17 protein-coding genes are annotated in these 26,449 nt (G+C 48.2%); 4 read left to right on the forward strand and 13 right to left on the reverse strand.

Annotated features, from left to right (window positions below):
* Positions 1–26: 26 nt before the first annotated feature.
* The 12 genes from CRN95_RS13970 to CRN95_RS14025 all read right to left on the reverse strand — a co-directional run bounded on the left by CRN95_RS13970 (position 27) and on the right by CRN95_RS14025 (position 19,843).
* Positions 27–755: a DUF5131 family protein gene (locus CRN95_RS13970; protein WP_088630049.1), complete on the reverse strand. Its 729-nt coding sequence runs from the start codon at positions 753–755 to the stop codon at positions 27–29.
* On the reverse strand, positions 756–1,856 hold the full coding sequence (gene tcmP, locus CRN95_RS13975) for a three-Cys-motif partner protein TcmP (RefSeq protein WP_088630048.1): 1,101 nt from the start codon (positions 1,854–1,856) through the stop codon (positions 756–758). It lies immediately after the preceding gene.
* Between the two features lie 3 nt (positions 1,857–1,859).
* Complete coding sequence (locus CRN95_RS13980; protein WP_088630047.1) at positions 1,860–2,615, reverse strand: HNH endonuclease; 756 nt, start codon at positions 2,613–2,615, stop codon at positions 1,860–1,862.
* A gap of 7 nt (positions 2,616–2,622) precedes the next feature.
* Complete coding sequence (locus tag CRN95_RS13985; RefSeq protein WP_088630046.1) at positions 2,623–3,123, reverse strand: TIR domain-containing protein; 501 nt, start codon at positions 3,121–3,123, stop codon at positions 2,623–2,625.
* A 30-nt stretch (positions 3,124–3,153) separates the two neighbouring features.
* Positions 3,154–3,627, reverse strand: coding sequence for a hypothetical protein (locus tag CRN95_RS13990; RefSeq protein ID WP_088630045.1), 474 nt, complete (start codon positions 3,625–3,627; stop codon positions 3,154–3,156).
* 2 nt (positions 3,628–3,629) lie between these two features.
* Positions 3,630–4,313, reverse strand: coding sequence for a TIR domain-containing protein (locus CRN95_RS13995; RefSeq protein WP_088630044.1), 684 nt, complete (start codon positions 4,311–4,313; stop codon positions 3,630–3,632).
* A complete protein-coding gene (locus CRN95_RS14000; protein ID WP_088630043.1) occupies positions 4,314–5,036 on the reverse strand; it encodes a toll/interleukin-1 receptor domain-containing protein in 723 nt (240 codons plus the stop codon).
* Between the two features lie 16 nt (positions 5,037–5,052).
* Positions 5,053–9,228, reverse strand: coding sequence for an Eco57I restriction-modification methylase domain-containing protein (locus CRN95_RS14005; protein WP_097021248.1), 4,176 nt, complete (start codon positions 9,226–9,228; stop codon positions 5,053–5,055).
* Complete coding sequence (locus CRN95_RS14010; protein ID WP_088630041.1) at positions 9,225–10,496, reverse strand: ATP-binding protein; 1,272 nt, start codon at positions 10,494–10,496, stop codon at positions 9,225–9,227. The genes CRN95_RS14005 and CRN95_RS14010 overlap by 4 nt, the downstream gene beginning before the upstream one ends.
* A 98-nt stretch (positions 10,497–10,594) precedes the next feature.
* Positions 10,595–13,474, reverse strand: coding sequence for a helicase-related protein (locus CRN95_RS14015; protein WP_088630040.1), 2,880 nt, complete (start codon positions 13,472–13,474; stop codon positions 10,595–10,597).
* Between the two features lie 25 nt (positions 13,475–13,499).
* Positions 13,500–18,833 carry a DEAD/DEAH box helicase gene (locus CRN95_RS14020; RefSeq protein ID WP_088630039.1) on the reverse strand — a complete coding sequence of 1,778 codons (5,334 nt, stop codon included), beginning with the start codon at positions 18,831–18,833 and terminating at the stop codon, positions 13,500–13,502.
* A gap of 104 nt (positions 18,834–18,937) precedes the next feature.
* The gene (locus tag CRN95_RS14025) at positions 18,938–19,843 is read right to left on the reverse strand and encodes a LysR family transcriptional regulator (protein ID WP_088630038.1); all 906 of its coding nucleotides are present in this window, start codon (positions 19,841–19,843) and stop codon (positions 18,938–18,940) included.
* 140 nt (positions 19,844–19,983) lie between these two features.
* Between CRN95_RS14025 and metE the strand changes: the two genes are divergently transcribed.
* The 4 genes from metE (at position 19,984) to CRN95_RS14045 (ending at position 25,352) form a co-directional block, all read left to right on the forward strand.
* On the forward strand, positions 19,984–22,251 hold the full coding sequence (gene metE, locus CRN95_RS14030; protein ID WP_176421765.1) for a 5-methyltetrahydropteroyltriglutamate--homocysteine S-methyltransferase: 2,268 nt from the start codon (positions 19,984–19,986) through the stop codon (positions 22,249–22,251).
* A gap of 409 nt (positions 22,252–22,660) precedes the next feature.
* On the forward strand, positions 22,661–23,848 hold the full coding sequence (locus CRN95_RS14035) for a cytosine permease (RefSeq protein ID WP_088630037.1): 1,188 nt from the start codon (positions 22,661–22,663) through the stop codon (positions 23,846–23,848).
* Between the two features lie 13 nt (positions 23,849–23,861).
* Positions 23,862–24,692 carry a pyridoxamine kinase gene (locus CRN95_RS14040; protein ID WP_014546053.1) on the forward strand — a complete coding sequence of 277 codons (831 nt, stop codon included), beginning with the start codon at positions 23,862–23,864 and terminating at the stop codon, positions 24,690–24,692.
* Positions 24,693–25,352, forward strand: a complete 660-nt coding sequence (locus CRN95_RS14045) for a TatD family nuclease-associated radical SAM protein (RefSeq protein ID WP_088630036.1) — start codon at positions 24,693–24,695, stop codon at positions 25,350–25,352.
* Positions 25,353–25,406: 54 nt separating this feature from the next.
* Here the strand turns inward: CRN95_RS14045 and CRN95_RS14050 are convergent, their stop codons facing one another.
* Positions 25,407–26,117: a hypothetical protein gene (locus CRN95_RS14050; protein WP_235003065.1), complete on the reverse strand. Its 711-nt coding sequence runs from the start codon at positions 26,115–26,117 to the stop codon at positions 25,407–25,409.
* Between the last annotated feature and the right edge of the window lie 332 nt (positions 26,118–26,449).

The following is a 26,449-nucleotide window of genomic DNA, read 5'->3' on the forward strand; positions in this document are numbered from 1 at the left end:
TTCCTAAACTTTTCAAACTCTTCTTATCACACCTTTGGCATTGCTTGGTAAATTTTCCCATTTAAAAGTTTTCCATTTTCCTTCTTGGAACGGCGAACACCATCAACGCCCCATGCACCCCACTGTTTAAAGAAGAACGCAACATTCTGTTCCGAAGCTTGTTTCTGGATATTTTCAACCCATGCTTTTTGCATCAGCCTTGCCTTAGGGCCGCTTTCGCCTCCAACAATAACCCAATGGATTCCATCAAGGTTTATTTCACCAAGGTCACTCAACAAGGGCTCGCAAGAAAGAAAGCGAACTTTGGCATTTATTTTACGCAATACTGCTATACGACTTTTACGAACAGCATTTTCAACAGTTACTCCAATCCAAGCATTATCCGGCACACTTCGAGTTTTAAAAAACTCTTCCATTCGTTCCGCTCTTTTCGTGAGAATTTGGAAACGGTGGTTCGTGGCCTTCTTGATTGTTTTGAAAACCTTATCAATAAAAGTAAAAGGGACTTTTTCATTGAACAAGTCGCTCATGGAGCATACAAAGATATTGCTGGGATAACGCCAATGAAGAGGTTCATCTAAGGATTCTTCGTGTACTGTAACATCAAAGCCGTTTTTGTACTTATCAAGCCCCATATTCTGCAAACGCAAAGACATGGTAGCCGCATAACAATTTGCACAACCTTCAGATAAACGGTCACACCCTGTAACCGGATTCCATGTCTGATCAGTCCATTCAATCTTCGTAGTCTTCATCTAGATAGCCTTGACATATATTCTTTCCATTTTATCATCATCAAGATAAAATGCATTCTGTCTAATTTTTTTAGATTCATCGTATGCACAAACTTGAATTTTCCCTTGTTCGGCAAATTTTCTCAATGCCGCATTACCATGCTTAGGCATGGAACCATGTTCAAAGCAAAAATCTCGAATCTGTATATTTGTTTTTGAACCTGTTTTTAAGTAGGATATCAATTTATCTTCTAGACGATCCCTAAAGAATGATTCAAGAAATGATTCTTGCCCTTGGTTTCTCTTATCATATCCAGTTCCTTCTTCCTTGTCTATTTCCCATTTCGCTTCAACAAATTTTTCCAACCCTTTACGGTTACTAGAAAAATAAATCAAACAATTATGTCCCTTACCAGCATTATCTTGGATAATGAAACTATCTACAAAAACCTTCAATTTGTTTCGAAGGGTATCTAAAATATTTCTAAGAAAGGCTACATCGCTTTTTATTGTATATAGTTCCGGTACAGAGATGAATTCTTCTAAAAAAGTCTTTACGGCATTGGTCTCACCTTCATTACTTTTAAATCGGTAAATATGAGATAAGGGTAAAAAAAGCAAAAGTTCCGTATCCCCATCACTTAAAATTTTCTTTATATCATTAAGATGTATACTCTTATAACCAAAAGGGTCTATAAAGAAAAACCTTTTGAAATAATTATGCGTTTTATGATTTTCAATTATTAGAGGAAGAAAATCGGAATAATCCTGATTCTGAACATTTATCTTTACCCAACTTGTCTTTTGAATTTTGTGTTCTGCAACTAAAGCATTCAATTTTTTGAAGTTTTCGGGGTTCATCTCATTAAAGCAAATCTTCACACGCAATCCATCCAAGAATGTTTGCGAAAGATAGTCCATCAATATCTTTGGACTACCAGGATTTCCATTTTCATCTTCGCCAGGGCCAGCAAACAAATCAGCTATATAAATTCGATCTTTTTTATTCCAGGGCAGTTTATACGCTTTACTTAATACCTTGAGATATCTTTTGATATACGCTTTATATATACTAAGCTTGGCTTTGGTCGAATCATTGAAACCTTCAAAAAATTCTGGCATACTCTATCCCTTCCACACGTGTTCGCGGTGGTATTTCAGATATGGCAAGTGATGGGCGTCTATCCAGCGAAGACGCATATCGGGATAAATGCCTACCCTTTTCAGATTAGATTCATTCAGCTGAGACGATAGCATAATGCAGCCGTTATCGTCAAAGGTGATTAGCCCCTTGTCAAAGAGTGCGTCCAGATTGGCACTCAATAAGAATCCGTTATACACATCGAGGCGTTCTTCAGCAGAGGTACATTCATTCCATGGCCTTGCATGGCTAGCACGAAGGATTTCTGGAATAATGCTGTTAGTGACGGCACACGCACCTTTCCAGTAGTTCATTAGGGCTTCGCGATATACATCTTGGCCGACACGCTGTTTGACGGTTTCCTCGGTTTCGGTTGCAGGTAGGCCTCCAGCGACAATTTGTCGCCAACGCGTATTATATATTTCAATTGGTGTCGGCGGCAATGCAATGAACAGCTCTTGCATGCGGTGCAGTACACGGCGAAGCGACTCATACTCACGTTCTTGCACTATGATTTTTTGAGATCCAACAACATCGAAAGCACCTCCGACATGGAGTTCCGATTCATTGAACGGAGCTGTAAAGGTCACATCCATTTCGTGGTCGCAACACTTGATAGTGGCACGCTCGTTATGCGAGGCGCTACCAAGAGTGACGGAATCCAAGCCATCGGATTCCACGATGCTCCAGCCCGAATCGTCACCAGCCTTTTTAATCAGTTCCCGTTCAGTGAAGGTCATAGTATTGTTAATAGGTTCCCGCGTTTTCGATAGCCTCTTCAATTAAATCGGACAAGTTGTCTTCAATATCTCGATACACACCAACACTTGTAACACACCTAGAATTAAATGTGCGCACATATTGAGACAAAGGTTCTCCATCATCAGTATAATTAAAATCCAATGGATTCAAACCTTTTTCGGATTGATTGCCGTCAGAATCTTTCAATTTATGAACATAAACGCCAACAATACCCTTTTCTAATTCGTAGGCCTTTTGAATTTCATAATCCACCCAAGGACGCGTAAATGTTGTTTCACCAATAAGAACAATTAAACAAGAACGCATTTTTAACTGCGAATTAATCCATCGTTTAATGGTCAGTTCACTACCCTTTACTTTTTCCCAATCATTATCTGTGAATGTAGAGGATTGATCTACAATTCCCATATTGCGAACTTGGTTTGCTCGCCACGCATCAGCATCGTATTCAAAGCTAAAGAATACTTGTCTTTTTATTGGAGTCATCACTCTCACCTTTATACATCAAAGCATAACTCAACAATTACAAGGACAACAACAAACTACAAAACTAATTTTCGTTCCTATTTGAAAAACGCAAGTAACAAAGGCTATAACAAAAGGAATTCCATAAAGTGGCCATAATGTTTTAGCCAACGCAGTATCAATTCGAGAACCAACACGCTTCTTATACGGATTCGGATCTAAACTGTATTGATTATCAAAATTTCCCTTAGACCTAAGCAAAACGACTTCTTTGTACATTTCTCTATACGCCCTTTCCGTTTGCAAAAAGAATGCATCAAGATACCAAAAAGCCGTCACCCCCAACAAGATAATAACAGCAAGTAGCAACACGGATAATTTCCCGTTGAACAAAGCCAAAATACCTCCAATATATGTAATGGTCCAGCCCTTTATTAAAAAGGAGTTGCTCGCCATTCTCTTTATACAATCTTGAATCAGATCAAGTTCCTTATGAAACGCTGTCAATTGTTCTGCTTGAAGCATCTTTAAACCTCCACTGAAATGTTATAGTCTTCAATATTTTCCATAATATACGCTGCTGTATCGATATAGCTCTGCGGATCTTTCGCAAAATCAGCCCACTTTACAACTTTGATATACGAGGATTCACCGCTAAGAATAACAACGCCATTCAAGCATCGGGAGGCGTTTACACGCTTACGATTGAACATATTCTTCGCAACGATATCGAATGTCACATTATTATTGTATCTCGTACAGCTGCAATTATAATTGCACGAACTTTCATTCAAATAATACGAATATGAACCGCGCCTGTCAGGAAGGACTACTGCCAAGATGGCATTAGATTGACTAGTCCGTTCATCTCTAGTCACTCGACGAAGCGAATACGAAATTTCCCAGGGAATCCACTGCGACGAATCCCTTCTATGGGGTTCCTTCATATTCGGAGATATCAATAGAATTGTGGTCGAACTATCGAAAATACGGTCTTTTAACATTTCCCAGATTGTATTTTCATCGTAATTCGACAAATCTTCGCCATCACGCTCGGCCTTATTGACATCATCTGTCTGATTGAAATACCGCTGCAACAGGTCAACATAGTCACGAACAGTAGTATGTTCAAACATTTCGGGCAATGGGTCTTTAAGCGGACAAACGTCATCATCCGCGTACTTGTACGATATGAATATTTTCTTACCCATTTACGAAAGCCACTTTGATAACGGTATATAAGTAAATGTACCATTCTTTTTAAATCTCACGTACCACCCACGCTGCTTTGGAACATTCAAGTTCTTAAATCCGGAGTTCGATTCTATTTCCTCATGAAAAAAATTTTCAGGATTAAACACATCCTGCTCATTTATATTTCCACTTCCATCACCTTCACAATAGACGATAAACGGATATATTTCCATATACTCATTCCCTCTATAATTTTGGCGAGCAATCTGAGTGTCATGCCATGCAAGGAACGCCAGGTTATCAGGAAGCTTTTGTACATCGCCCATTCCAAGTTCCCAGTTGCACCATTTTGATGCTATTGCTCCATTAGATGCCAGGAATAAGAATCTATCACACGTCTTGATCTTTTTCTTTATCACCTGAGCTGTTTTTATAGAAGTTCTTAAAGGGAGAGATTTATCTTCGCTATCTATATAAACATATACATTATATCTATTTCTTAGAAAAGAAATTAGCCCCATCGTATATTGTAAATCACTATGACTATGGGAAAGAAAAACAAATAGTTTACATTTAGACGACTGATAGTATTGTTTGCCAAGATTTTCGAGTCCTTCCCAATCATCTTCATTCTTTAAATAGTGAGACTCTTCTTGAAAACGACGATACTCGTATTCAATATCCTTATCAATATATTCTTCAAACAGTCTTGGTTGAAATAAATCTTGCAACAAAATCATTTTCTAGTTCCTTGTTTTAATTCATCTTATCCCAGGCTTCGAGGACGAGGCGTTGGGTGCGGTATTCGCCGTAGGTTGAGAGTTCGGCGTCGCGGAGGACGCGGAAGGTTTCGCTGGGGTAATCGTCGCCCATGACGGTTTTGGGGTCGAGGATGTATTCGAGGTCGCGGCGGCTTAAGCCGTAGAGTTTTGCGAAGTAGGCGTCGAGTTCGGCGCGAAGCCCCGCTCTGTGCGAGTCTTCGAAGACGATGGGCGGAATAGAGGCCGGATCGAAGTCGGAGGCGGCAAGGGCATTGATGTCGGTGCCGGTTGGCAAATCCTTGTGCTGGGCAATTATGAGCTTGCGGAGGTCCACGCTAGCGTCGTTCCAGAGAGCACGAGCCCATTCGACGATATCGGTAGCGGTATAGGTCAGGGCGAATACACGCGGGACGATAAAGTTGATGGCAGTTTCAGTGAATGCGGCCGGAGGAAGAACAGGTAACTGTTTCGTCACAAACATTGTTGCGTATGACCCGCCTATTTTTGTACGTGATACAAAATCAAACGGCAAAGCATTGAAATTCGCTAACAAGCAAGACATCATAACAGCACCTTGACTGAACGATGACAATAATTGAGTATTATGTCCAACTCCGCAAAAAGGCATTACTGACGCAATCATCGTTCTTTCGTTCATGGCATTGGTTACGCCTCGCCATCCCATTAGATACTTTGGGCAATATTTTTCAGTAGCATTGAGCAGTTTCTGCACAATATCATCGCTTTTGGTGGCATCAAGATAAACTTTCTGCAAATCAGCATCCGTTTCCGTCATAGCAAAATGCAGGCAAAGTTCACGGAGCTTTTGTCCATCTTCTTTACGCAAAGCGGAGACTACAGAGGAATCTAGGGTGGTTGATCGCAGCACTGTTTCGGTATATGGCACCCAATATTCTGGTTGAACCACGAAACCCACATCAGCCTTTTGCACTAACGAAATATCAACTGTTTTCCCATTAACAAATGTTGCCCAACGATGATCCATCTGATGCATCATTTTAGGTTCATACAAAGGTAGCATCATTTTCCCATCAGCCCCTTCCCCTGAAACCTTTGCAAAGAGATCACTTGCCGATGTCATGTTATACATCTGTTGGAATTTGATATTCCACGGATTTCCGTTCTTATCATCAGATTCACGAATAAAAACGCCCGCCTTGCGATATATCTTCTTCGCAAGTTCGGCATCTTCCTGACTTCGGAACACGGGGCATGTGTGCGTATTCGGGTTAATCAAGTCAAAGTCATCCGCCGTCATCGAGAAATGGCGTCGTTTGTCTTCGAGTTCGGGTACATTCTTGAGGAAGAATGCAAAGTCGCCCGGCGTATTCCCGGCTGCAATCGTCAGCAAGCAGAACTTGAACATTCGATGCACATTGGGGAATATGCCTTCCTTATTTTCGAAATCATAAAGGCTATGAAGTTTTCCTTTGGAGGCTATTTCACCAAAGAACGCCTTAGTTGAATCATCTGTGGCAATTCCGGATGGACATACAAAACCAGTAGTTCCTCGTTCATTACGGAGACGATAATTTAATTCAGCAAATTTTGAATAAAGATTCACCTTTCCAAACGATGTCAACGGGAAACGGCCACTATTTCCATAATAGGTGTTCTCCGCTTCTAAAGCATGTTTTCTTATTTCATACAGCTCGTATATATGCGGCCGGTCTTTTTTCAGCTGATCTATTGCTATTTTTCGATCATTACCATTTAACATAGCAATTTCTGGCAAAAGGTTCGCGAAAAATTCAACTTCCTTTAACTGCGATACCTCCCACGGTGGGTTACCCACTACGCAATCGAAGCCGCCCTTAGCGAACACTTCCGGGAACTCCACCGGCCAATGGAAGAATGAGTATTCTTCGCTCAGTTTGGCAGCAAGTTCACGGACTCCTTGTTTGGTTTCTGCAAGGTCGTTCATTACGTCGTAAACATCTTCGCTGGTCGGAATCGTCAACGGATCCGTCTTTTTAGCGAAGAATGCCGCCGTATAGAGATCGCAAGCAGCACGATTCCTAATGTAGTCCGCATCATTTAGGAGTTTCTCATAAAGCGCACGTTTACGCTCTTCACTTGCCAAGTTGTCATTAGGCAATGCCTCTATATCGCGAGTAAGCTTAGCCAGCCTTTCATTAGATAGAGGTTTCGCCTTCTTAAGGAAACTCTGCTGCGACTTTTTACCCGACTGGGAGTCATTCGTCTTCTTAGTCGCCGTACATACGGCCTTGTCATCGCCAATTAATGCCGTGTACGCAGCCGCGGGGATTCCGTCATTCAGTACCTTGAGGTCAAATACGCCTACAAGCGAGTTTCCCTGCTTGATATGGTGATTCAGGAACTCCAACGGTTTGCCCGGTTCGTAACCTTCGAGCCAGAGCGCGGTGCGAGCCAGTTCCACGGCCATTTCATTCAGGTCCACGCCGTAAATGCAGTTGGTAATCACGTCGCGAAGCGCCTTGCGGTAGGTTTCGGCGGTCGCGCTTTCCCCCGTCTTTTCGAGACGCTTTTCGCTGAGGACTTCAGCCAAGCGGCGGCTACCGGCAAGCAAAAAATGCCCAGAACCGCTGCCAGCGTCAATCATACGGAAATCAAGGATGGCGCGTTCGTAGTCCGGTTCGCGTTTTTCCTTACGGGCAAGGTCTTCTTCGGCCTTGAGCTTCGCTTCGATGGCGGGTTCAAGAGCCGTCTTGACGAGGCTCTGCACAAGGCTTGCATCGGTATAGTAGCTACCACTGAGCTTACGGGCGTTACCCTTGGTCGATCCGTCTTCGATAATGCCGTCTTCGTCGCCCACGCCCACGAAACTGAACGTCTTGGCCTGTAAATCCACATGGGGCACTAGTTCCAACAGGCTCTCGTAAACGGAGCCGAACTCTTCGGTGCCCATGTTGCGATAATCGGTGAAGGTCTTCACGTCGTCGATATCGTTCCAACGAAGCTGACGGATGGCCTTCATCAAGTGTTCGTTATCGAGTTCGCACGCATCCAGTAGCGGACACTGGTCGGCCTTGAACAGACCTCCAAGCGGCATCAAGTCCAGATTGTCGTTACCTTCCTGGAATGCCTTATAGACCACCTTCACGCCGTGCCACAGGTCGGTATAGCGGTCGGTACGGATAGCCTTCTTGGCGCGTTCGGCCAAGCGGTGGACGCTGTAGCCGGTCCAGTAGAGCCGATGGGCGTTGCGGAATCTGGGTTCAAGTTCCGCGTCGGTGCCGGATTCGCTGGGATGAGCAAAAATCAGGCCACGTTCCTCGATAGTGCTAAGGAAGAGGAATCGGTAAACTTCACGGAGTAGCGCCTTGTAGAACACCTGAACGGTATAGGGAGCACCGTCCGGGCGCTTGCCTTCGGCAAGGGAGTTCAGAAGCACATTGTTGCCGGGGCCTTCAGTCTTGAGGAATCCGGCGCCAAGGTATAGGAGAGCATTCGTCACTCCGGTACGCAGACCTTCGCGCACGCGCGTCCCCTGCAAGATGCCTTCGGTACGCCACTGTTCCCATACGTTCACGCGGCTTGCCTGCATAAAGCACCAGAACGCCACGAAATCAGGGTAACGGTCTTCCTTGAGGATGGATTCGATATTGAACGAGAGGTAGCTAGGACGGACAAGGCTTTCGGAATCGCGGAGCAATCGGAGTTCACGCCCGTTGGTGACAATCGCCCATGTGCAAGGTTCAATTGCGTTCAGGAACATCTGGGCAAGCGCATAGCCGCTCTTTTTGCGGCTAGTCACGCCTTCGATGGTGAAACGGGCATCGGCCATGTCGAGCGAGAGGTCTGCTGGCACAATAACAAGCGGAACATTTGGCGTCACGTAGGTCGTCACCGGGTATTTCACGCCGCCGATTACGGCTGGCTGTTCCTCGGTAATACCGGTATAGTCGAGAGCGGTACCGAAAAGCTGGAAGACGAAATTCTTGAGACTGTCAAACGAGGCATTCTTTGACGCATATTCGGCGTAGAGCGCCTTCGCGATACTGAACGCACGGCTGGTTTGGTCACTGAACTTGATTCCCGGAGGCAAGTTGTAGTCCTTTTCGGACTGGGCCGAGCACTTGCGCTGGGCAATCTGGGCGATACTGTCACTTACAAAGAGGGAACCGACCAAGTCAATCGTCGAAAATTCAATCTGGTTCTTTTTCATCTGAGTATTTCCGGGTTCAGCAAAAATTCAATCAGGTTCACGTGAAGGATTCCGTCCGTATCGCGGAATGTCTCGGGGATGTCGTTCTGGACGATGATTTTCGAGAAGAAATCCTTGGCGAGTTTTAGCGAATCGAGTTCCGCCTTGATTTTTTCGTCGGTGTTCATCTGCCAAGCCGACTGGATGTAGATACGCTTGTCGCCGTGGTTTACCACAAAGTCGATTTCCTTTTGGACCCTTCCACCTTTATTCCTGTCAACAACGACACCCACATCTACCGAGTAGCCTCGCGAAACGAGTTCGTTATAGACAATGTTTTCCATCAAGTGACCGGAATCAATCTGACGGAAATTCAGTCGGGCATTGCGCAGCCCCACATCGGTAAAGTAATACTTGTTCGGGTAATCGAAGTAATGCTTGCCCTTGACATCGTAGCGCTTGGCCTCGCTTACGATAAAGGCATCCTTGCAATGTTCAATGTAATCGCTCACGGTGTTCACGCTCAATTTTTCGTTCTTGACGCTCTTGAGTGCATTCGTGATGTTGGTCGGGTTCGTAAGGGAACTTATCTGGGAACTGAGATTATCCAGTATGTTTCCAAGAATGTCGGAACGCGCCACATTGTTGCGTTCCACGATATCCTTGATATAGACTTCATCGAAAAGCGATGCGAGATACTGCTTTTGCTGCTCCGAGTTTTTCAGTTTCAGCAAATAAGGCATTCCACCGTAAAGCATATAGGCGTCGAAATCGTCGCGGACATGCCCGGCCCTGTACCCGTGAAATTCGGCAAAGCTCAGCGGATAAACGTGTATTTGCGATGCTCGACCACGAAATTCTGTCGCGATGTCCTTGGAAAGCATCTTCGAGTTGCTACCCGTGACATAGACATCCAGATTCTCATAGTCCTTGAGCTCGTTCAACAAATCGTAAACGGTGATTTCGTGCCCAGCATTGTCGGGATCCGGAACAGAATAGCAGAACTGGATTTCGTCGATAAACAGATAATACTTTTTACGGCGGTCCTTTATTTGCGATTCTACGTATTCGGCAAGGACTACCGGGTTCCTGAACTTCGCGAACTTGCGCTTGTCCAGTTCAAGCATAATGATGTTCTCTGCCCTGGAGCCATTTTTCAACAGGTAGTCGTAAAAAAGATGGAACAGGAGCGTCGATTTTCCACAACGCCTGATACCTGTAATGACCTTGATCTGGCCATCCCACATGTAATCGACAATCTTTTTTAGATACCGTTCGCGATCAATCATTAAAGCCTCCATCCAAGCGACGCCTTGACTGAAAAGTTACGCCAAAAATGGCAAAAGAATTCAGACATAATATAATAAAAAAGACTCGCCACAGGTCATTATAGGTCGCCTCCGGGCACAAGCACATAACATCCAATCAAGTCCGCCGGTAAGCACGGCTCCACGGTCACGGTACCGTAACGCTGGGCGCTGGCCGAACGAACTCGCAAATGGTCTTCGGAAAGCACGGCCCCGCGTCTCTGGGCAAGGTCCGCAAAAAGCTGGGTATTACCCCGATAAAAGTCAAGCGCACGAGCCACATTGTCGCGGATAACGGGTTCGCCAAGATTTCCGGTCGGACTCCCTTCGAGGAGCGCGTTTACGTCGCCGTTTTCGATGATTCGAGGCTCCCCTACCAAGTTGACGGCCACCGCCACGGCCTCTTCGGCCATCATCAGCTTCGGCACATTCTTGCCGGTATTGCGCAACTGGTAACGAACTCGGAGCAAGTAAATGGCGGTCAGTTCATTCACGGCCTCGGTCTCGTACGCGCCAGAACGGGCTGCGATGTCGTTCTTGCCAGAAAGAGCGCCTTCCAACAGATAGTTAGAGAGACTCTCCACGATGGGATTCGTACGGTGAATAAAGGCATAGCCTTGCGGCGGCGGATACGCAAACGATATCTTCAGAGGCTTTTTCAGGTCCTTCTTGGGGAAAGATGCTTGCAACTGGCTACGGATTTCGAGAGGTAATGTCTTGACATCGAGGGTAAAGGCATGCTCCGAAGCACGTTCCTTCGCCGCATTCAAGCGCGTCGTCGCCACCTCGAAGAACTTCTGCACGTCTTCGGAGTCGCCAAGGGCTTCCTTCGTCTTGTCCCATTCCGGCATGATTTCTTCGGGCTTGAGGGACTGCTGGCTGAAAATGGTGCGGTTACGGCGTTCCTTGTCGATGGCGCGTTGCCAGTTCCGTTCAACATTGTTCACGTCGGTAGCAAACTCTTCGCCAAAGTCAAGTTCTAGCTGACCATTCTTATCGGTCGCCACGTATTTCTTGAGCAGAGCAGCTTTCACAAGCGCCACGCGGATATTGCCATTGTCTTCAGGAACCGGAACAGAAATACCGAGGTCTTCCTTGATCTTTTCGGCCTTGCGGAGGATTACATTGAAAATAAGTCCGTCTACCGGATTGTCGGCACCGTAAAGCATGGTACACCAGACATCCTTGCACTGTTGGCCGAAACGGTCTACACGGCCTTCGCGCTGTTCATGGCGAGTCGGATTCCATGCCAAGTCATAGTGAACGACGGCGTTAAAGTAGTCCTGAAGGTTAATACCTTCGGATAGGCAGTCCGTCGCCACGAGAATCGGCGAATCGGATTCCGCCAATTCACGGACCTGTTCTTCGCGTTCCTCATTGGTGAGTTCACCGGTAACGCATGCCACGCTGCACTTGGGGAACTCAGCCTTGAGCTGGTCGGCTACATAGTGCGCCGTCGCAATATACTTGCAGAAAATGACCGGACGGTAACTGTCGCCCGACTTCTTTAGCATCTTGAGCATGTCGTCAAGATGTTTGGCAAGACACTTGAACTTCGGATCTTCAATCTTGCCACTCAGGGATTCGGCCTTCGCTATCAGGCGCTTGACCGCTTCGGAATCTTCCAGAACCGGACTTACAAACTGGTCGTTGGCTTCTGTATCGTCTTCGCCGTCGTAGGTTTCGGTGATGTAGCCTTCCAAGAGAGCCGCATTTTCGGCGGTTTCTTCGGCCAGCTTGGCGTTCTCTTCGATGCTGTTCAGTCGAGTCGTAAGGGCGCTCTTGGCGGCAAGCGGACTGGAGGATATGCAGCGCAACAAAGCGAGCGTCGCATACCACATCATACGTCCCTTGAAACCGTCGGTAATTTCGGCCCTGTTCGCGATATCTACGCAGTATTCGCGAACCTCGTTAAAGAAGTCGCCCCATTCACCGGTCAACTTGTAGGTGATTTCCTTGGTCTTACGGTCAGGGAAAGCAGCCTTGCCGGGATAGTTCATCACGTCAATTCGACGGCGCTGTACCAGATGACGGCCCAAATCTTCACGGAGCTTCGTCTTTTCACTGGATGAGTGGTCCACGGACAAGTCGTCGAGTTCGGCATAGTCCTTTTTCAATAGCGAAAGAAGGTTATTGAAGGCATGTTCGTCGCCGGAATGCGGCGTTGCCGTCAAGAGGATAATATGGCGTTCCTCGTTCGCAGCCAAGTCCTGCAACAGGGAGAATCGCAACTGTCGGCCACCGCCCACGCAACATGTATGGGCCTCATCGACCACCAGCATGGCGTCGTCGATATGTGTCTTGAACCAGTCGCGGTGAGTGTCGCTCTTGATATAGTCCAGCGAAATGACCGCCGCCGGATAATGCTCAAAGAACTGTTCCGTCTTGCTGACCTCTTTTTCGAGGCTTGCAATAGAACGCGCCGTGATACCGACGGCGTCGATATTGAAGTGTTCCTTGAGTTCCGTCACCCACTGGGTCACAAGATGAGGCGGACATAGAACGACAAACTTGGATATTTCACCGCGTTCGTAGAGTTCCTTTATGATAAGGCCGGCCTCGATTGTCTTACCGATACCTACGTCATCGGCAATCAGCAAACGGACCACGGGCATCTTTAATGCCATCAGAAGAGGTACCAGCTGGTAGCTTCGCGGCTCAAAAGCCAAGTGGCCGAAACTGCGGAACGGTCCGGCGGCATTCGTAAGCTTGAGCTTCAACGCATCGCGGAGCAGCTTGGCGGATTCAAAACGTCCGATATCGGTCGTATTCGGAGCCGGGAATACGGCACTTTCAAGTCTCGTATCCTCGATGGACGGCATGATAACCTGAGTTTCGTCATCGGTTCCCCCAAGCGGACGGAGCTTGATGCAATCCTTCAAGTCGCAGGGTTCCACGACCCATTCGCGTCCACGCACTTTGACAAGGGAGCCTAAGGGGTAAATAACAGTATCAGCCATCTTAAATCCTTCAATTCATCAAAAGTTAGAGTTCGTCAGTATCGCAACCGGGGAACTTATTCCTATTCTGCATTATGGCTTGTTCCCATTCTTCTGGGGTTTTGCCGATAACGATAAAGCGATATCCCTTTGCATCAAGATATTGACGCAAGGAATCCTCCGGCATTTCTGCCAAGAGTACCAGACGCGAAGCCTTCCACAAAGCCAAAACCGTATAGGCTCCATTATTGATAGCCTTATTATATGCATCCGGCTTTACGCAGAATATCGAATCCAGTATGTCATCGAGCGACTTCGCGTGTTCATCTTCGCGTACGGTCGCCTCTGCCTGAGTTTCGACCTTTTCAGCCGTGGCGTTAGCGAGTTCGACAAGAATCTTGAGCGCGTCTTCGTCATGACGGTCAATGATGCTGTGCTGGGGTTGGTTATAGTAGCTCAATAGGCATCTGTAGCACCCTGCCACGCAGCGTACTTCAAGCGGTTTTGTCTGTTCGAGATCGTTCAGTTCATCGACAGACTTTGGCGAAGGTCCTCGACTGGGATCTTCAGCCGCACTATTCCACGAGAAGTGCATAATCGAAAGCGCACGACGAGCAATTCGGCCAATCGCCTCGCCATTGCGCAACAGTTCTGTCAGAACACCGGCTCCGCCTTCGGAAGCCTCGTAGAAAAGCAGACTTGTGCATTCCTTCTCGTTAGGCATCTGCTTTACGGAAAGTTCGGACTGTTCAATCTGGAACTCCTCTTCGATGGCTCGCTGTAGCGCGGAGGCTACCGTCGCCATCGTCGTCTGGGAATAGGGAGCCGTATCAAGCAAGCCACGCTTGGGTTCGTAGACCAGAATGTTCTTCGTGTCTTCGACAAACGGCACAATACGTTGCGGCTGGACCTTGGAATTTTCCTTGTCGTCCTGATCCGGCGCATCCGTATCGCCGGGGTCAGTTTCCCAGCGTCCCGTCATCGGATTGATTTCGAATCCCTTCACGGACATGTTCTTGCGCTTGCGCCAACCGAGATTCAACATCCACAACTTGGCATTCGGACCATAAGTCAGTTCACCGACACAATCGCCGTCCAGCATCATCTTCGACTGGTTATAGCAAAGAATACCCTTGTCGCTGGCAAAGCGATAAACCGTCTGGAGGTCATACCCCTTGCGAAGGCGTTCTTCCTCGTTTGCCGAAATACGCGTACTCGGCTTTGTCTCGACGGTTTCAATCTTGTAGAGCGAATCTATCGTCGTTCCGGCGGTCAACGGCTGGCCACACTTTTCGCACCGTTCGGCGTTCACGCTCACGTGTCCGTAACCGCAACGGTCGCAAATCACCATTGTCTGGGTAGCGAGTTTGTCCGTTGCCGTCGCCTGGCCGTTACCGGAGTTCAGCTTTGCCTTAAACACCTTGTAGCGGCGACCTTCGTGGTAAATGATGCTCTGGGGACCAAATTCGGAAATGGCAAGGAATCGCGGACGGCTCACCATAGAACCGGCGTCATCCTTCTTACCGGCGAGATTTCCCCTGACCGACGGAATCCACGCCATCAGCGGAAGGCGCGGAAAATCATACCCCGGAAGGAAGCCCTGGCTTGCCAAGTAACGGTATGGGTAGAAATCGTTGTTCTTGTTGGCAGATTTACCAATCAAAACATTCAGCTGCTGGCTGGCATCGAAGTAGCGCCTCTTGGCTCGTTCACGTTCAATGGCTGTTATGCTGAGGCTCTGAACAATCTTATCGGAATCCGCCATCTGTTTCTTGATAGACCGCAACAGAGTGCGCCAGCTGTCAAAGGCGGCGTTAAAATCCTTGGCAACATCGTCAATGACCTTATCGACGTAGTCATCCTGAACCCAAGGCTGTTTCTGTTCGTCTTCGGACAGAGCTTTGCGAACATCGGCCAAGACGTTCTTGGCCTCCTTTTTCGCAGCCTGTTTTACGCCGTCGTCGTTAATTCGTTCTAACAGGTCTTTTCGAATGTCAAGGCGTAAGCCGGATTCCGGGTCCATCACGTTATCATAGATGCTCTGGCCCAGACCGTAATCGAGTTCCTGAAGCCAAACAGCGTGAATATGGCTCGTTATCAAGTCCTTGTTCGTAATGTCAAGCGTAGGAGCATTCACGATACCGGACACCATATCGGTTCGCTTCTCAAAGAACCACTGGTCGTGGGGACTCATAGAGGAGCTATAGGTAATCACCAGAGCCGGTTGACCGGATCGCCCCGCACGTCCACTACGCTGGGCATAGTTGCTCGCCGTGGGAGGCACGTTGCGCATATAGACTGTGTTCAGGCTCGATATATCGACGCCAAGCTCCATCGTAGGAGAACAGTAGAGAACCGGCAGGCGCTTCAGCTCAATTCCTGGATTTTCCTCTTTCCATTCCTCGATATCTTTTTTGGTAAATCTAAACTGACGTTCCAGTTTCTTGCGGTCTTGCGCATCCACCTGGGCCGTATGTTCGTGTGCGCTGTAATCAAAGACATAGCAGCTCTGATTGTCGATTGCAGACTGCACAAGGGCATCCTTGACGTTCCTATAGACAGCACCGAAGTATTCATTGGCGCGGATACCGGCATTAGAAACATCCGGATTTCGACCAGTATGCCATTCCATGGTATTGGCATGCAACTGCCAGCCATCGGGTGTACGGTGAACAATATCGGCGGAACGGGCTATTTCGAATGCGGCTACGACGACTTCGCGAATCAGGTCCGCACTCCCCTTCGCCTTGATCTTAGCTTCAGCCGGAGTTCCGGCCCATATACTGGAGTTCTTGATGGCCCTAGAAATCTGGGAGTTCTGAGCCAAGGACACCGTCGCATAGTCGCGTCTACCCGCGCCACGCGTTTGCTTTCGGCCAGAATCGTCAACATAGTTGAACCCATCGGGCTTCTCGTTATAGGCGAATCCCCACTTTTCAAGTAGGTCAAGATAGGACGATTCCAGAACCTTCTGCTGCTCGCTTCTGTTCAGATAGAATGAATCCACGCAGAGCTGAGCCTTCATTATCTGGAACAAGATATGATAGAACTCTAGCCTCTTGGCCTGAGTCAAGCAAGCCAGTTCATCACAGCCTGCAAAGCGGTTGTCATCACCACAAAGTTCACGCAAGCCCTTATACTCGATATGGAGCATACCCAACATTTCAAGCGGCGGATTGTTGTTGTACCAACCGGAAGCGAGATCCTTCATCAGACGATAACCGAGAATAAACTTAGCCTCGTTCTTGACATTTTCGAGTGCATTAGGCTGGTCTATCTTCGGGTTGACCATGTACTCCTTGAGCACATCCTTGTTACGCGAATCGAAGCCCAGAGCCGCGAATACGGCACCGGAAAGCTGTTCGTACGGCAATACGCCGCCATGCTGCTCCATCGCGCCAAGCAATGCGGCACGGAGCGTCACAGTGTAGACGAAATCGTTAAAGTGTCCGGCCTGTAACGCAGCATCCTGACGGTTGTCGGTAAAACCAAGCATCTTGCGGACATCGTTATCGCCAACATCCTTGCCATAGGGATTGTCACGGAACAGCTGGTTAAGTACGGCCAGCGTAAGTACCGTGGTCGCCGAAGAACGGCCTTCACCACTCAAGCCTATAAGTTTGTTGCGGTCAGAACTGAACTGTCTGTATTCGTGGCCGCAACATGGGCAGAAACGAACCTTGCCCGGAATGTACCAGAAGTCGGTATTATTCGGTTTCTTTTCAATATCGCGTGTGCCGTCGGCCCGTATATACATCGGAATCGGCTGGAACGGAGCATAGTTCTTGCGAACTACCGGAAATCCATGCTTGTCAAGTTCCCACCAGCTTTCTGGCAGATCATCGGTTGTCTGATACTTGAAGCCGGACTTTTTCGGAACGAGGAAACCATTGACATCGCTATTATCATCCGTCGGAACCTCGCCGATATCGCGCGGTTCGAACACCTTGCGTTCATCATTGAAACGGACCGGAAAGAACTCTTCGCCACATTCTCGACAGAAGTGGGCGTTGAATAATTTTACGCCATCACTACCAGGAGCATAGACCTGAGCATCCAGGGTTACACGGCGCTTACCCTCAGGTTCGAGGGTACACAGTACGCTGCCGGGGCCGCTGATGAACTGGTGCAGCTTGAAGGCGAACGGCTTTCGGCCATTAGGGTTGGTCAGGGCATGGGCCGCCATCAGGTAATCTTGCAAGGCTCCCAACGCGCTATCCAAAGATACGTCCGCATCTTTAGCAAGTTTTTTAGCCGCCATACGAAGCGTAATTGGCTTCGCTCTCTTGGCCTTGCCTACAGCCGGTTTGTCAATACCAAGCGTAAGTTCCACCCAGACCGACAACGGATCGTTCCTAAAATCATCCAAGGACGTAAACGGGGTTACACCCTTTGCGATACGTGCATTCAGAAGCGGTCTTACCTTATCCAGATTCAGGTGTTCATCCGTCGCTTGAGCCAAAGTCTCCGTAATCACATTAGAAGGCGGGATTTCGGCACCGAACAGTTTAGACGCCACCGATGCCACGGCTCGGTTCTGGTCATCCTCGGTTCCGGCATTATCCATAGTCGCCGATGTTCCGATGCAGATTAGGTTATCAGCCTTAGTTTCACGACGTAGGCGGCGTACCAGCAAGGCCACATCGGCCCCTTGCCGTCCACGGTATGTATGCAATTCGTCCAGTACGAGAAACTGCAAGCCATCGCAATGCTCCATCACGGCCTTATCGACCTCGGAACCACGAGTCAGAATCAGTTCCATCATCATATAGTTCGTAAGCAATATGTCTGGTGGATTGCTCGCTATGCGCTTTCGTTCGGCATCCAAATCTTGCCCAGTATAACGATCCACCGTGAATGCGCCGGTATTGCCAAGAAACTTGTTGATTTCCTCCATCTGGCTATTGGCCAAGGCGTTCATCGGATAGATGATGATGGCGCGTGTACGCGGAGTTTTATCAAGTTCCTTCGCACGCAAGATGGAGTCTACGATAGGAATGAAGAAGGAAAGACTTTTACCGGAACCTGTACCCGTCGTGACAACAAAGCTTTTGTGCTCCTTTGCGAGCGATATGGCTTGTGTCTGATGCTGATATAGGGACATCGGCTTACCACCCATACCCTCGTTATCCTTGCCTACCTTGAATATGTCGCGGCACTTCGGTGACAGAACACCTTCGTCACAAAGCTTGTCAATCGTGGCGCTAGTCTGGTAGTTCGGATTGATTTGAATCAGCGGATCCGGCCAATAGCGGCCATCAGCGTATTCGGCATCGACGACGCGCTTGATGTCATCCGCCGAAATCTTAGTGAAACTGCGTGAAAAGCGGCTATACTCGTCGATAACCGCATCGCGATAGCTGAATACATTCTGCGCCATATAATAGTTCGTTCCTTACACTTATAATATAAGAAAAGTGTTCATTATTAGTTATAACGGGTCGTGCACCAACGGCAACCCTAGCCAGAATGGGAATGTCCCCCCTACCGACAATGTTTCTTTAGCGCAGCAATATACGCCTCAGCATATCTTGATTTCGTGACGCCTTTGCGCATAACATAACCGACAGTCATTTTGTCGTGGACATCAAGGCGTTTTGCGATGATGTTCTTGCCGTTGAGTTTGTGGCTAATGACACCAGAGCAAATCGTGTAGCCGTCAAGGCCGATGAGCAAGTTAAAAAGTGTGGCACGGTCGCGGACTTTGATGTTTCGCGGACAGTCAAAATCGATGGCAGTGAGCGGTTCTTCGGCAAAGTAGAACGAGTTGAAATCGCCCTGTTCGTAGGTCAAGTACGGGAATGGCTTGAGATCCGCAAGCGTGATTTTTTCTTTTTTTGCTAACGGATTCTTCGATGACATGAACACGTGAAGCGGTGTTGCAAAAAGTGGTTCAAACACGAGATTGTTCTTTTGAATGAGCTTGGTGATGACCTTTTCGTTTTTATCGCTGAGGTAGAGAACGCCCATTTCGCTTTTCATCTTGGCGACATCGTCAATGATTTCGTTAGTTTGCGTTTCGCGAAGCGTAAAATCGTAGCTCGGACCACCAAATTTGCGGATAACATCGACAAACGCATTCACGGCAAAAGAATAGTGCTGGCAGCTGACGGAGAAAATCATGTTGCCGCCCTTGCCGCCTTTATAGCGGTCTTCCAAAAGCGTCGCCTGTTCCAAAACCTGCCTTGCGTATGAGAGGAATTCATCGCCTTCGTTTGTAATGGTCACGCCTTTGTTGGAGCGGTTGAAAATCGTGACACCCATTTCTTCTTCAAGTTCATGGATGGCAGCGGTAAGGCTTGGCTGCGAGATAAACACTCGCTTAGACGCTTCAGTAATGTTTCGCGTGTCTGCAATGGCAATGGCATATTTAAGTTGTTGTAGAGTCATAAGTTTTCCTTATCGCTAGTTATAAATCACCATAGGAAAAATCTATGGTGAACGCATAAAAAATAGTATTTTACCGATGATAAAAAGTGAGGTATATTTGGAGCGTTCAAAAAACAAAGTAAAAAGGTAGGTAAAACACCATGAGCATTAAAACATCTGTAATTGGTTTCCCGCGTATCGGTAAGAATCGTGAACTCAAGTTCGCTAGCGAAAAGTTCTTCAAGGGCGAAATTTCCGAAGCTGAACTCCAGAAGGTCGCCGCAGAAATCCGCCAGTACGGTTGGCAGAAGCAGAAGGCCGCAGGCATCGACTTCATCCCGTCCAACGATTTCTCGTTCTACGACAACGTTCTCGACACCGCATTTTTGCTGAACGTCATTCCGGAACGCTACAGCAGCCTCGAATTGAGCACGCTCGAAAAGTATTTCGCAGCCGCCCACGGTTACCAGGGCGCAAAGGGCGATGTGAAGGCCCTCCCGATGAAGAAGTGGTTCAATACGAACTACCATTACATTGTTCCGGAAATCGACGACGCTACCGAACTCAAGCTCGTCGGCAAAAAGCCGGTTGAAGAATTCAACGAAGCCAAATCGGCCGGAATTGAATCCGTTCCGACGCTTATCGGCGCATACACATTCCTCCGCCTCGCCCGCTACAACGGCAACAAGAAGGCTAAAGACTTCGCTGCTGCAGCAGTCAACGCTTACGCAGAACTTGCTGAAAAGCTCGCCACCGCAGGCGCCAAGTGGATTTCGTTCGCAGAACCGGCTCTCGTCTTCGACGTGACTGCAGAAGAACGCGAACTCTTCAAGACGATTTACGCAGAACTCTTGAGAAAGATCGGCGAAAAGAAGAACCTCAAGATTGCATTGCAGACTTACTTCGGCGACATCCGCGATGCCTATCAGGATGTAACCGCACTCGGCTTTGACGCTATCGGTTTGGATTTCGTCGAAGGTCTTAAGTCTCTCGAACTTTTGAAGACAGGTTTCCCAAAGAACACGCTCCTCTTAGCAGGCGTTGTAAACGGCAAGAACATCTGGCGCGCTGATTACGCACAGAAGAACGCAATCCTCGCCGAAATCAAGAAGTATGTCGCTGCAGAAAACGTTGTTGTTGGCACTTCTTGTTCTCTCCTGCATGTGCCCTACACGGTTGCCGCAGAACAGAAGCTTTCAGCCGACATTCTCAAGCATTTTGCATTCGCCGAAGAAAAGCTCGTGGAACTTGCAGAACTCGCAAGCGCTGACGCAGACGCACTCGCCAAGAACAATGCTTTGTTCGCAACCGCTCGCGTTCAAGCAAACGCAAAGGTTCAGGCTGAGCTCGCCGCCCTCGGCGCTGCTGATTTCGAACGCAAGCCGAGCCGCCTCGAACGTCGCGAAGTGCAGAAGGCAGAATTCAAGTTGCCGGCCTTCCCGACAACGACAATCGGCTCCTTCCCGCAGACTGCCGAAGTTCGCGCTAACCGCGCTGCATTCCGCAAGGGCGAAATTTCCAAGGAACAGTACGTTGCATTCAACCAGAAGAAGATTGCCGAATGCATCAAGTTGCAGGAAGAAATTGGCCTCGACGTGATTGTCCACGGTGAATTTGAACGCAATGACATGGTGGAATATTTCGGTTCCAAGATTGACGGTTTTGTGTTCACGCAGAACGCCTGGGTGCAGAGCTACGGTACCCGTTGCGTGAAGCCGCCTGTCGTTTGGGGTGACGTGAGCCGCAGCGCTCCGATTACGGTTGAATGGTCCGTTTTCGCACAAAGTTGCACCAAGAAGCCGGTGAAGGGCATGCTTACGGGTCCTGTCACGATTCTCAACTGGTCCTTCCCGCGCGAAGACATTTCGCTCAAGACGCAGGCTCAGGAAATCGGCCTTGCCATCCGTGACGAAGTTTTGGACCTCGAAAAGAACGGCATCAGAATCATCCAGATTGACGAAGCCGCCCTCCGCGAAAAGCTGCCGCTCCGCAAGAGCGACTGGCACAAGGAATACCTCGACTGGGCCATTCCGGCATTCCGCCTGGTTCACGCCAAGGTCAAGCCCGAAACGCAGATCCACACGCACATGTGCTATAGCGAATTCAATGACATCGTTCACGACATCGACAACATGGACGCCGACGTGATCACGTTCGAAGCCAGCCGTTCTGACCTCAAGCTGCTCGACGCCTTGAACGACGCCAAGTTCGAAACGCAGGTGGGCCCGGGTGTTTACGACATCCACTCTCCGCGCGTTCCGTCCGAACAGGAAATCGTCGATGCTCTCCACAAGATCATCGCGAAGGTCCCGCAGCAGAATGTGTGGGTGAACCCGGATTGCGGCCTCAAGACTCGTGGCGAAACCGAAACGACGGCAAGCCTCAAGAACCTCGTCGCCGCCGCCAAGAAACTGCGTGAAGAAAAGTAAAGCTAGAACGCACTGGATCCTATCGGCCTATGGCCTCCAGGATGACAGTGCGCCATTCGCAAAAAACTTACACCTCTACTGTCGTTGCAAGGAGACACCTCTCTTTACTGATAGACAGATTCTAAGTTCGCTCTAGTCTATCGCTCATCCCCGTGTGCAAAAACGCCGCGGGGATTTTCTGTTTATGACAAGGAAAAACGCGCACCTTCGTTATCAATAAAACCTATACCACCCCATAAAAAAGTAGTATAGTCCTATACCTTGTGAATAACCTACCACTTTGCTATCTTTGTGCCGCATTTGAAAGAAGCATCAAAAAACAAATGCAAGAAATAATGGATCCTATCGCCTTCGGCTTCAGGATGACGAAAGCGAAGCGACAAGCGAAAGAGACAACAGGAGGCGTAACATGGAAAAACGCACAGGACTTTTTGCAAATGGAATTATATGGTTTGGCGTCGCCATCTCCGTTTCCGAAATCGAAGCGGGTATAGAAATTGGCGCTGCCGCAGCAAGGGATTCGCTCTGGCTCCCGCTCGTGCTCGGGCACATTTTTGGCGGCATCCTGCTCTTTTTCGTGGGCCTCATCGGCGCACGCGTTCGCCTGAACGCCATGGAAACAACAAAATCCTCATTCGGCAAATACGGTTCCAAATTTTTCGCCGCGCTGAACACATTCCAGTTGCTCGCTTGGGTCGCTGTTTTGAACGCTCAAGGCGCTTCGGCATTGGCAGGGCTCAACTTGCCAATTTCGTTCCCGCTCACGTGCGTGATTCTCGCAGCTCTCATCGCCATCTGGGTTTACGTAGGCATCCGCCGTTCCGCCAACGTGACGACCGTCGTGATGGCAGCCCTCGCCGTTTTGCTCGCGATTCTTTCTGTGAAGTTGTTCGGACTCGACAGTTCACCCGCAGGTGCCGCCGGAAACGCAGCAACCGCGCTCAAGTTCTGGAACATTTTCGAGATTTCCATTGCCATGCCGATTTCTTGGTTGCCCGTGATTTCGGACTACACGAAGGACGCCGAAAAGCCCGTAAAGGCAACAGCAATCTCTGCACTCGCCTATACATTCGCAAGTCTCTGGATGTACATTATCGGTATCGAAATTTCGGGCATTGGCGCAGGCAACAACATCGCGCAAGCCATTCTCCTCGCAGGCCTCGGACTCCCGGGAATCATCATCGTAGTGCTCTCGACAGTGACAACAAACTTCCTTGCGGCAAACTCCGCAGGCGAATCATCCAAGGCGATTTACAGTAAAATAAATCCAAAAATTGCAGGTGTTGTCGTGAGTTTCTTGAGCGCAGCTCTCGCCATTTCGGGAATCATGGAGCACTACATCAGCTTCCTTTACCTGATTGCTTCCGTATTCGCCCCGATGGCCGCCGTTCTCTTGGTCTCGTTCTACTTTTCCAAGGAACGCACCGAATCGCTCGGCGCTTGGCTCTGGAACATTTTCGCCTGGCTTGCGGGCTTTATCGCTTACCAAGTGGCGGAACATTTCGACTCCGTTTTCCTCGGCCCCACGCTCCTTGCAGTTATCGTTTCGGCAGCATTTGCATCCGTGCGCGTACTCTCGGAAAAGAAAGATTTTTAATTTTTAGTTCGCCATGTCTCAAAAGAAAATCGCGTTAATTAATGATGTTACAGGATTTGGTCGGTGCTCCATCGCAGTCATGGCACCGATTGTTTCCGCCATGAAAATTCAAGCGGTAACAATACCAACCGCTGTTCTTTCGGCGCACACGCAGTTCCCCGAATACTACTTCGACGACTACACTTCAAAAATGCGCGATTACATTCAAACCTACAAGGATTTGAATTTATCATTCGACGCCATTGCTTCTGGGTTCCTCGGTTCCGAAGAACAGGTCGACATTGTCATTGATTTCTTCAAGACGTTCAAGAAAAACGGCTCGTTTACCTTGGTGGACCCCGTGATGGGCGACTACGGCAAGCTCTACGAAACGTACACGCCAACTTTGTGCGAAAAGATGAAAGCGCTCGTCCATTACGCCGACATCTTGACGCCGAACTTGACAGAACTTTGCACGCTGACCGACGTTGAATACCGCACCGAAGGATTCACCGACGCCGAACTCGGCGAAATGTGCCGCAAACTCACGGAACAAGGCCCCGAACACATCGTCGTGACCGGCATTCCGTACAATAGCAAGCAAATCATGAACTACGTCTACAGCAAAGGCGAAGAACCGCGAATCGTGATGGTGGACCGCATCGGCGGCGACCGCAGCGGAACCGGAGACGTCATCAGTTCAATCATCGCGGGCATGTACATGAACGGCCACGATTTTTACGAATCGGTCAAAAAGGCCGCAGAATTTGTAACAAAGTGCATCCGCTACTGCGAAGACAACAACGTTCCCACGCATTGGGGACTGTGCTTCGAGATGTATCTTCGTGACTTGATGGAGGATTAAATGGTTGTTTATACTGTAACTGGAAACGTTGGACAAGCAGGCTACCTCGACATCGCCAACAGCGGCGACATCACAGGCAAGAACATTTACGTGAACATGACAAACCGCTGCCCGTGCAGTTGCGTTTTTTGCTTGCGCCAGACAAAGAAAATGATGGAAGGCAATTCGCTCTGGCTCAAAGGCGGCGAACCGAGCGTCGATGGCGTCATGAGCATTTTCGACAAATACGACCTTTCCGTCATCAACGAACTCGTCTTTTGCGGCTACGGCGAACCGCTTGAACGTCTCCATGACGTGTGCAAAGTCATCGACTTGCTGCACGGTAAATACCCGAATTTAAAAGTACGCCTCAATACGAACGGACTTGCAAACCTGATCCATAATCGAGACGTAACGCCGGAACTCGAAGGCCGTTTCAACACCGTTTCCATCTCGATGAACGCCCCGGACGCCGAAGAATTCCTGGAACTCACGCGTTCGAGATTTGGAATCCAGTCCTTCGACGCGCTGAAAGAATTCGCAGTGCTTGCAAAAGAACATGTGCCAAATGTGGTGATGACCGTCGTCGAGAAAGTGATGCCCGAAGAAAAAATCGAACGCTGCCGCAAGATTTGCGAAGAGCTCGGCGTCACGCTGAGAGTAAGGCCCTTCGAAAGCTAAGGAATAAAGCTAAGAAATGCTGCCGCCGACAAAATCGGCGGCTTTTTTGCAAAGTTACCCTTTAATCTTCTGCAAAATACCCTTCACCCATTCCGGTTTAATAAAGAATACCGCAATGGCAATCACGGTTGAAGTATGGAAAAGGCTATGGAAAACAACCGAGGCTGCAATATAAGGGTCTAATCCAGAGATGCGGATAAAATTGAATAAATTAAACAAAATATGAATAAGGATCATCAAAGACCCAGCCACCAAAACCGGCACATTCTTTTTCACAAGCGCAAATACGCCAACCGCTAAATAAACAACGCCAAAGAAAGCAAGTTGAAAAACGGGAGTTTGCACACAAATAAAATGAGACAAGCTATTCAATCCGCTTACGGCAAAGCAGATAGCGCAAAGCCGGAACAAGCCCAAATTAAAATCTTCATTCGCAATAGCCACGCTTTCATCTCGCTTTTTAGGAACAACAAAGAACGCCGCCACGGCAACGACAACATTTATGTTAAAAATCAAGCTAATGAAGCTCTGGGCAAGATTCACTTCTCGCATTTCATTCCCCAACAAACCGCTTATAGGATTCATAGCGAACGCACACAATACAACCCAGATAAGGAACGGCACCGCCAATATTTTTAGCGCCTTCACGCTCTTTTTGACAAGCGCAAATATCCCTAGCGCAAGTAAAACGGCAAAAGCCAAGACACCGAGCAGCACAACTAAGCCAACTCCCGAGGCAATCAACAGTCCGACCGTCGCAAGCAAATCTTCAAACGACGAATTTGTAAGCGCGCTCCACAGCGAACTGAAAAATCCACCGTGCCCAGCCATAAAGGACGTATTGAAGACAAAGTTCAATACATTCACAATGTACACGATAGCGCAAACCCTGAACAAAGCCAAGTTTCCGTTGAATTGATTTTTTTCTCCTTCGCTCATTTGGCCCCTCTATTATTGGATTAAATATATTACCTCGTTCTAAAAATACAAAAACGACCCGAATTTTATTCCGAGTCGTCTTTAAAATGTTACTGGATCCTTCGACGCGATGCCTCGCGGCATCTTGCTCAGGATGACAATCGCGCGTTATATTAAGC

This window comes from Fibrobacter sp. UWB16 (assembly GCF_900215325.1).
Lineage (GTDB): Bacteria > Fibrobacterota > Fibrobacteria > Fibrobacterales > Fibrobacteraceae > Fibrobacter.

Excerpts from the sequence above, each read along its gene's own strand:
- CRN95_RS13970 (WP_088630049.1), bottom strand. The coding sequence starts at position 755 with ATGAAGACTACGAAGATTGAATGGACTGATCAGACATGGAATCCGGTT.
- tcmP (WP_088630048.1), bottom strand. The coding sequence starts at position 1,856 with ATGCCAGAATTTTTTGAAGGTTTCAATGATTCGACCAAAGCCAAGCTT.
- CRN95_RS13980 (WP_088630047.1), bottom strand. The coding sequence starts at position 2,615 with ATGACCTTCACTGAACGGGAACTGATTAAAAAGGCTGGTGACGATTCG.
- CRN95_RS13985 (WP_088630046.1), bottom strand. The coding sequence starts at position 3,123 with ATGACTCCAATAAAAAGACAAGTATTCTTTAGCTTTGAATACGATGCT.
- CRN95_RS13990 (WP_088630045.1), bottom strand. The coding sequence starts at position 3,627 with ATGCTTCAAGCAGAACAATTGACAGCGTTTCATAAGGAACTTGATCTG.
- CRN95_RS13995 (WP_088630044.1), bottom strand. The coding sequence starts at position 4,313 with ATGGGTAAGAAAATATTCATATCGTACAAGTACGCGGATGATGACGTT.
- CRN95_RS14000 (WP_088630043.1), bottom strand. The coding sequence starts at position 5,036 with ATGATTTTGTTGCAAGATTTATTTCAACCAAGACTGTTTGAAGAATAT.
- CRN95_RS14005 (WP_097021248.1), bottom strand. The coding sequence starts at position 9,228 with ATGAAAAAGAACCAGATTGAATTTTCGACGATTGACTTGGTCGGTTCC.
- CRN95_RS14010 (WP_088630041.1), bottom strand. The coding sequence starts at position 10,496 with ATGATTGATCGCGAACGGTATCTAAAAAAGATTGTCGATTACATGTGG.
- CRN95_RS14015 (WP_088630040.1), bottom strand. The coding sequence starts at position 13,474 with ATGGCTGATACTGTTATTTACCCCTTAGGCTCCCTTGTCAAAGTGCGT.
- CRN95_RS14020 (WP_088630039.1), bottom strand. The coding sequence starts at position 18,833 with ATGGCGCAGAATGTATTCAGCTATCGCGATGCGGTTATCGACGAGTAT.
- CRN95_RS14025 (WP_088630038.1), bottom strand. The coding sequence starts at position 19,843 with ATGACTCTACAACAACTTAAATATGCCATTGCCATTGCAGACACGCGA.
- metE (WP_176421765.1), top strand. The coding sequence starts at position 19,984 with ATGAGCATTAAAACATCTGTAATTGGTTTCCCGCGTATCGGTAAGAAT.
- CRN95_RS14035 (WP_088630037.1), top strand. The coding sequence starts at position 22,661 with ATGGAAAAACGCACAGGACTTTTTGCAAATGGAATTATATGGTTTGGC.
- CRN95_RS14040 (WP_014546053.1), top strand. The coding sequence starts at position 23,862 with ATGTCTCAAAAGAAAATCGCGTTAATTAATGATGTTACAGGATTTGGT.
- CRN95_RS14045 (WP_088630036.1), top strand. The coding sequence starts at position 24,693 with ATGGTTGTTTATACTGTAACTGGAAACGTTGGACAAGCAGGCTACCTC.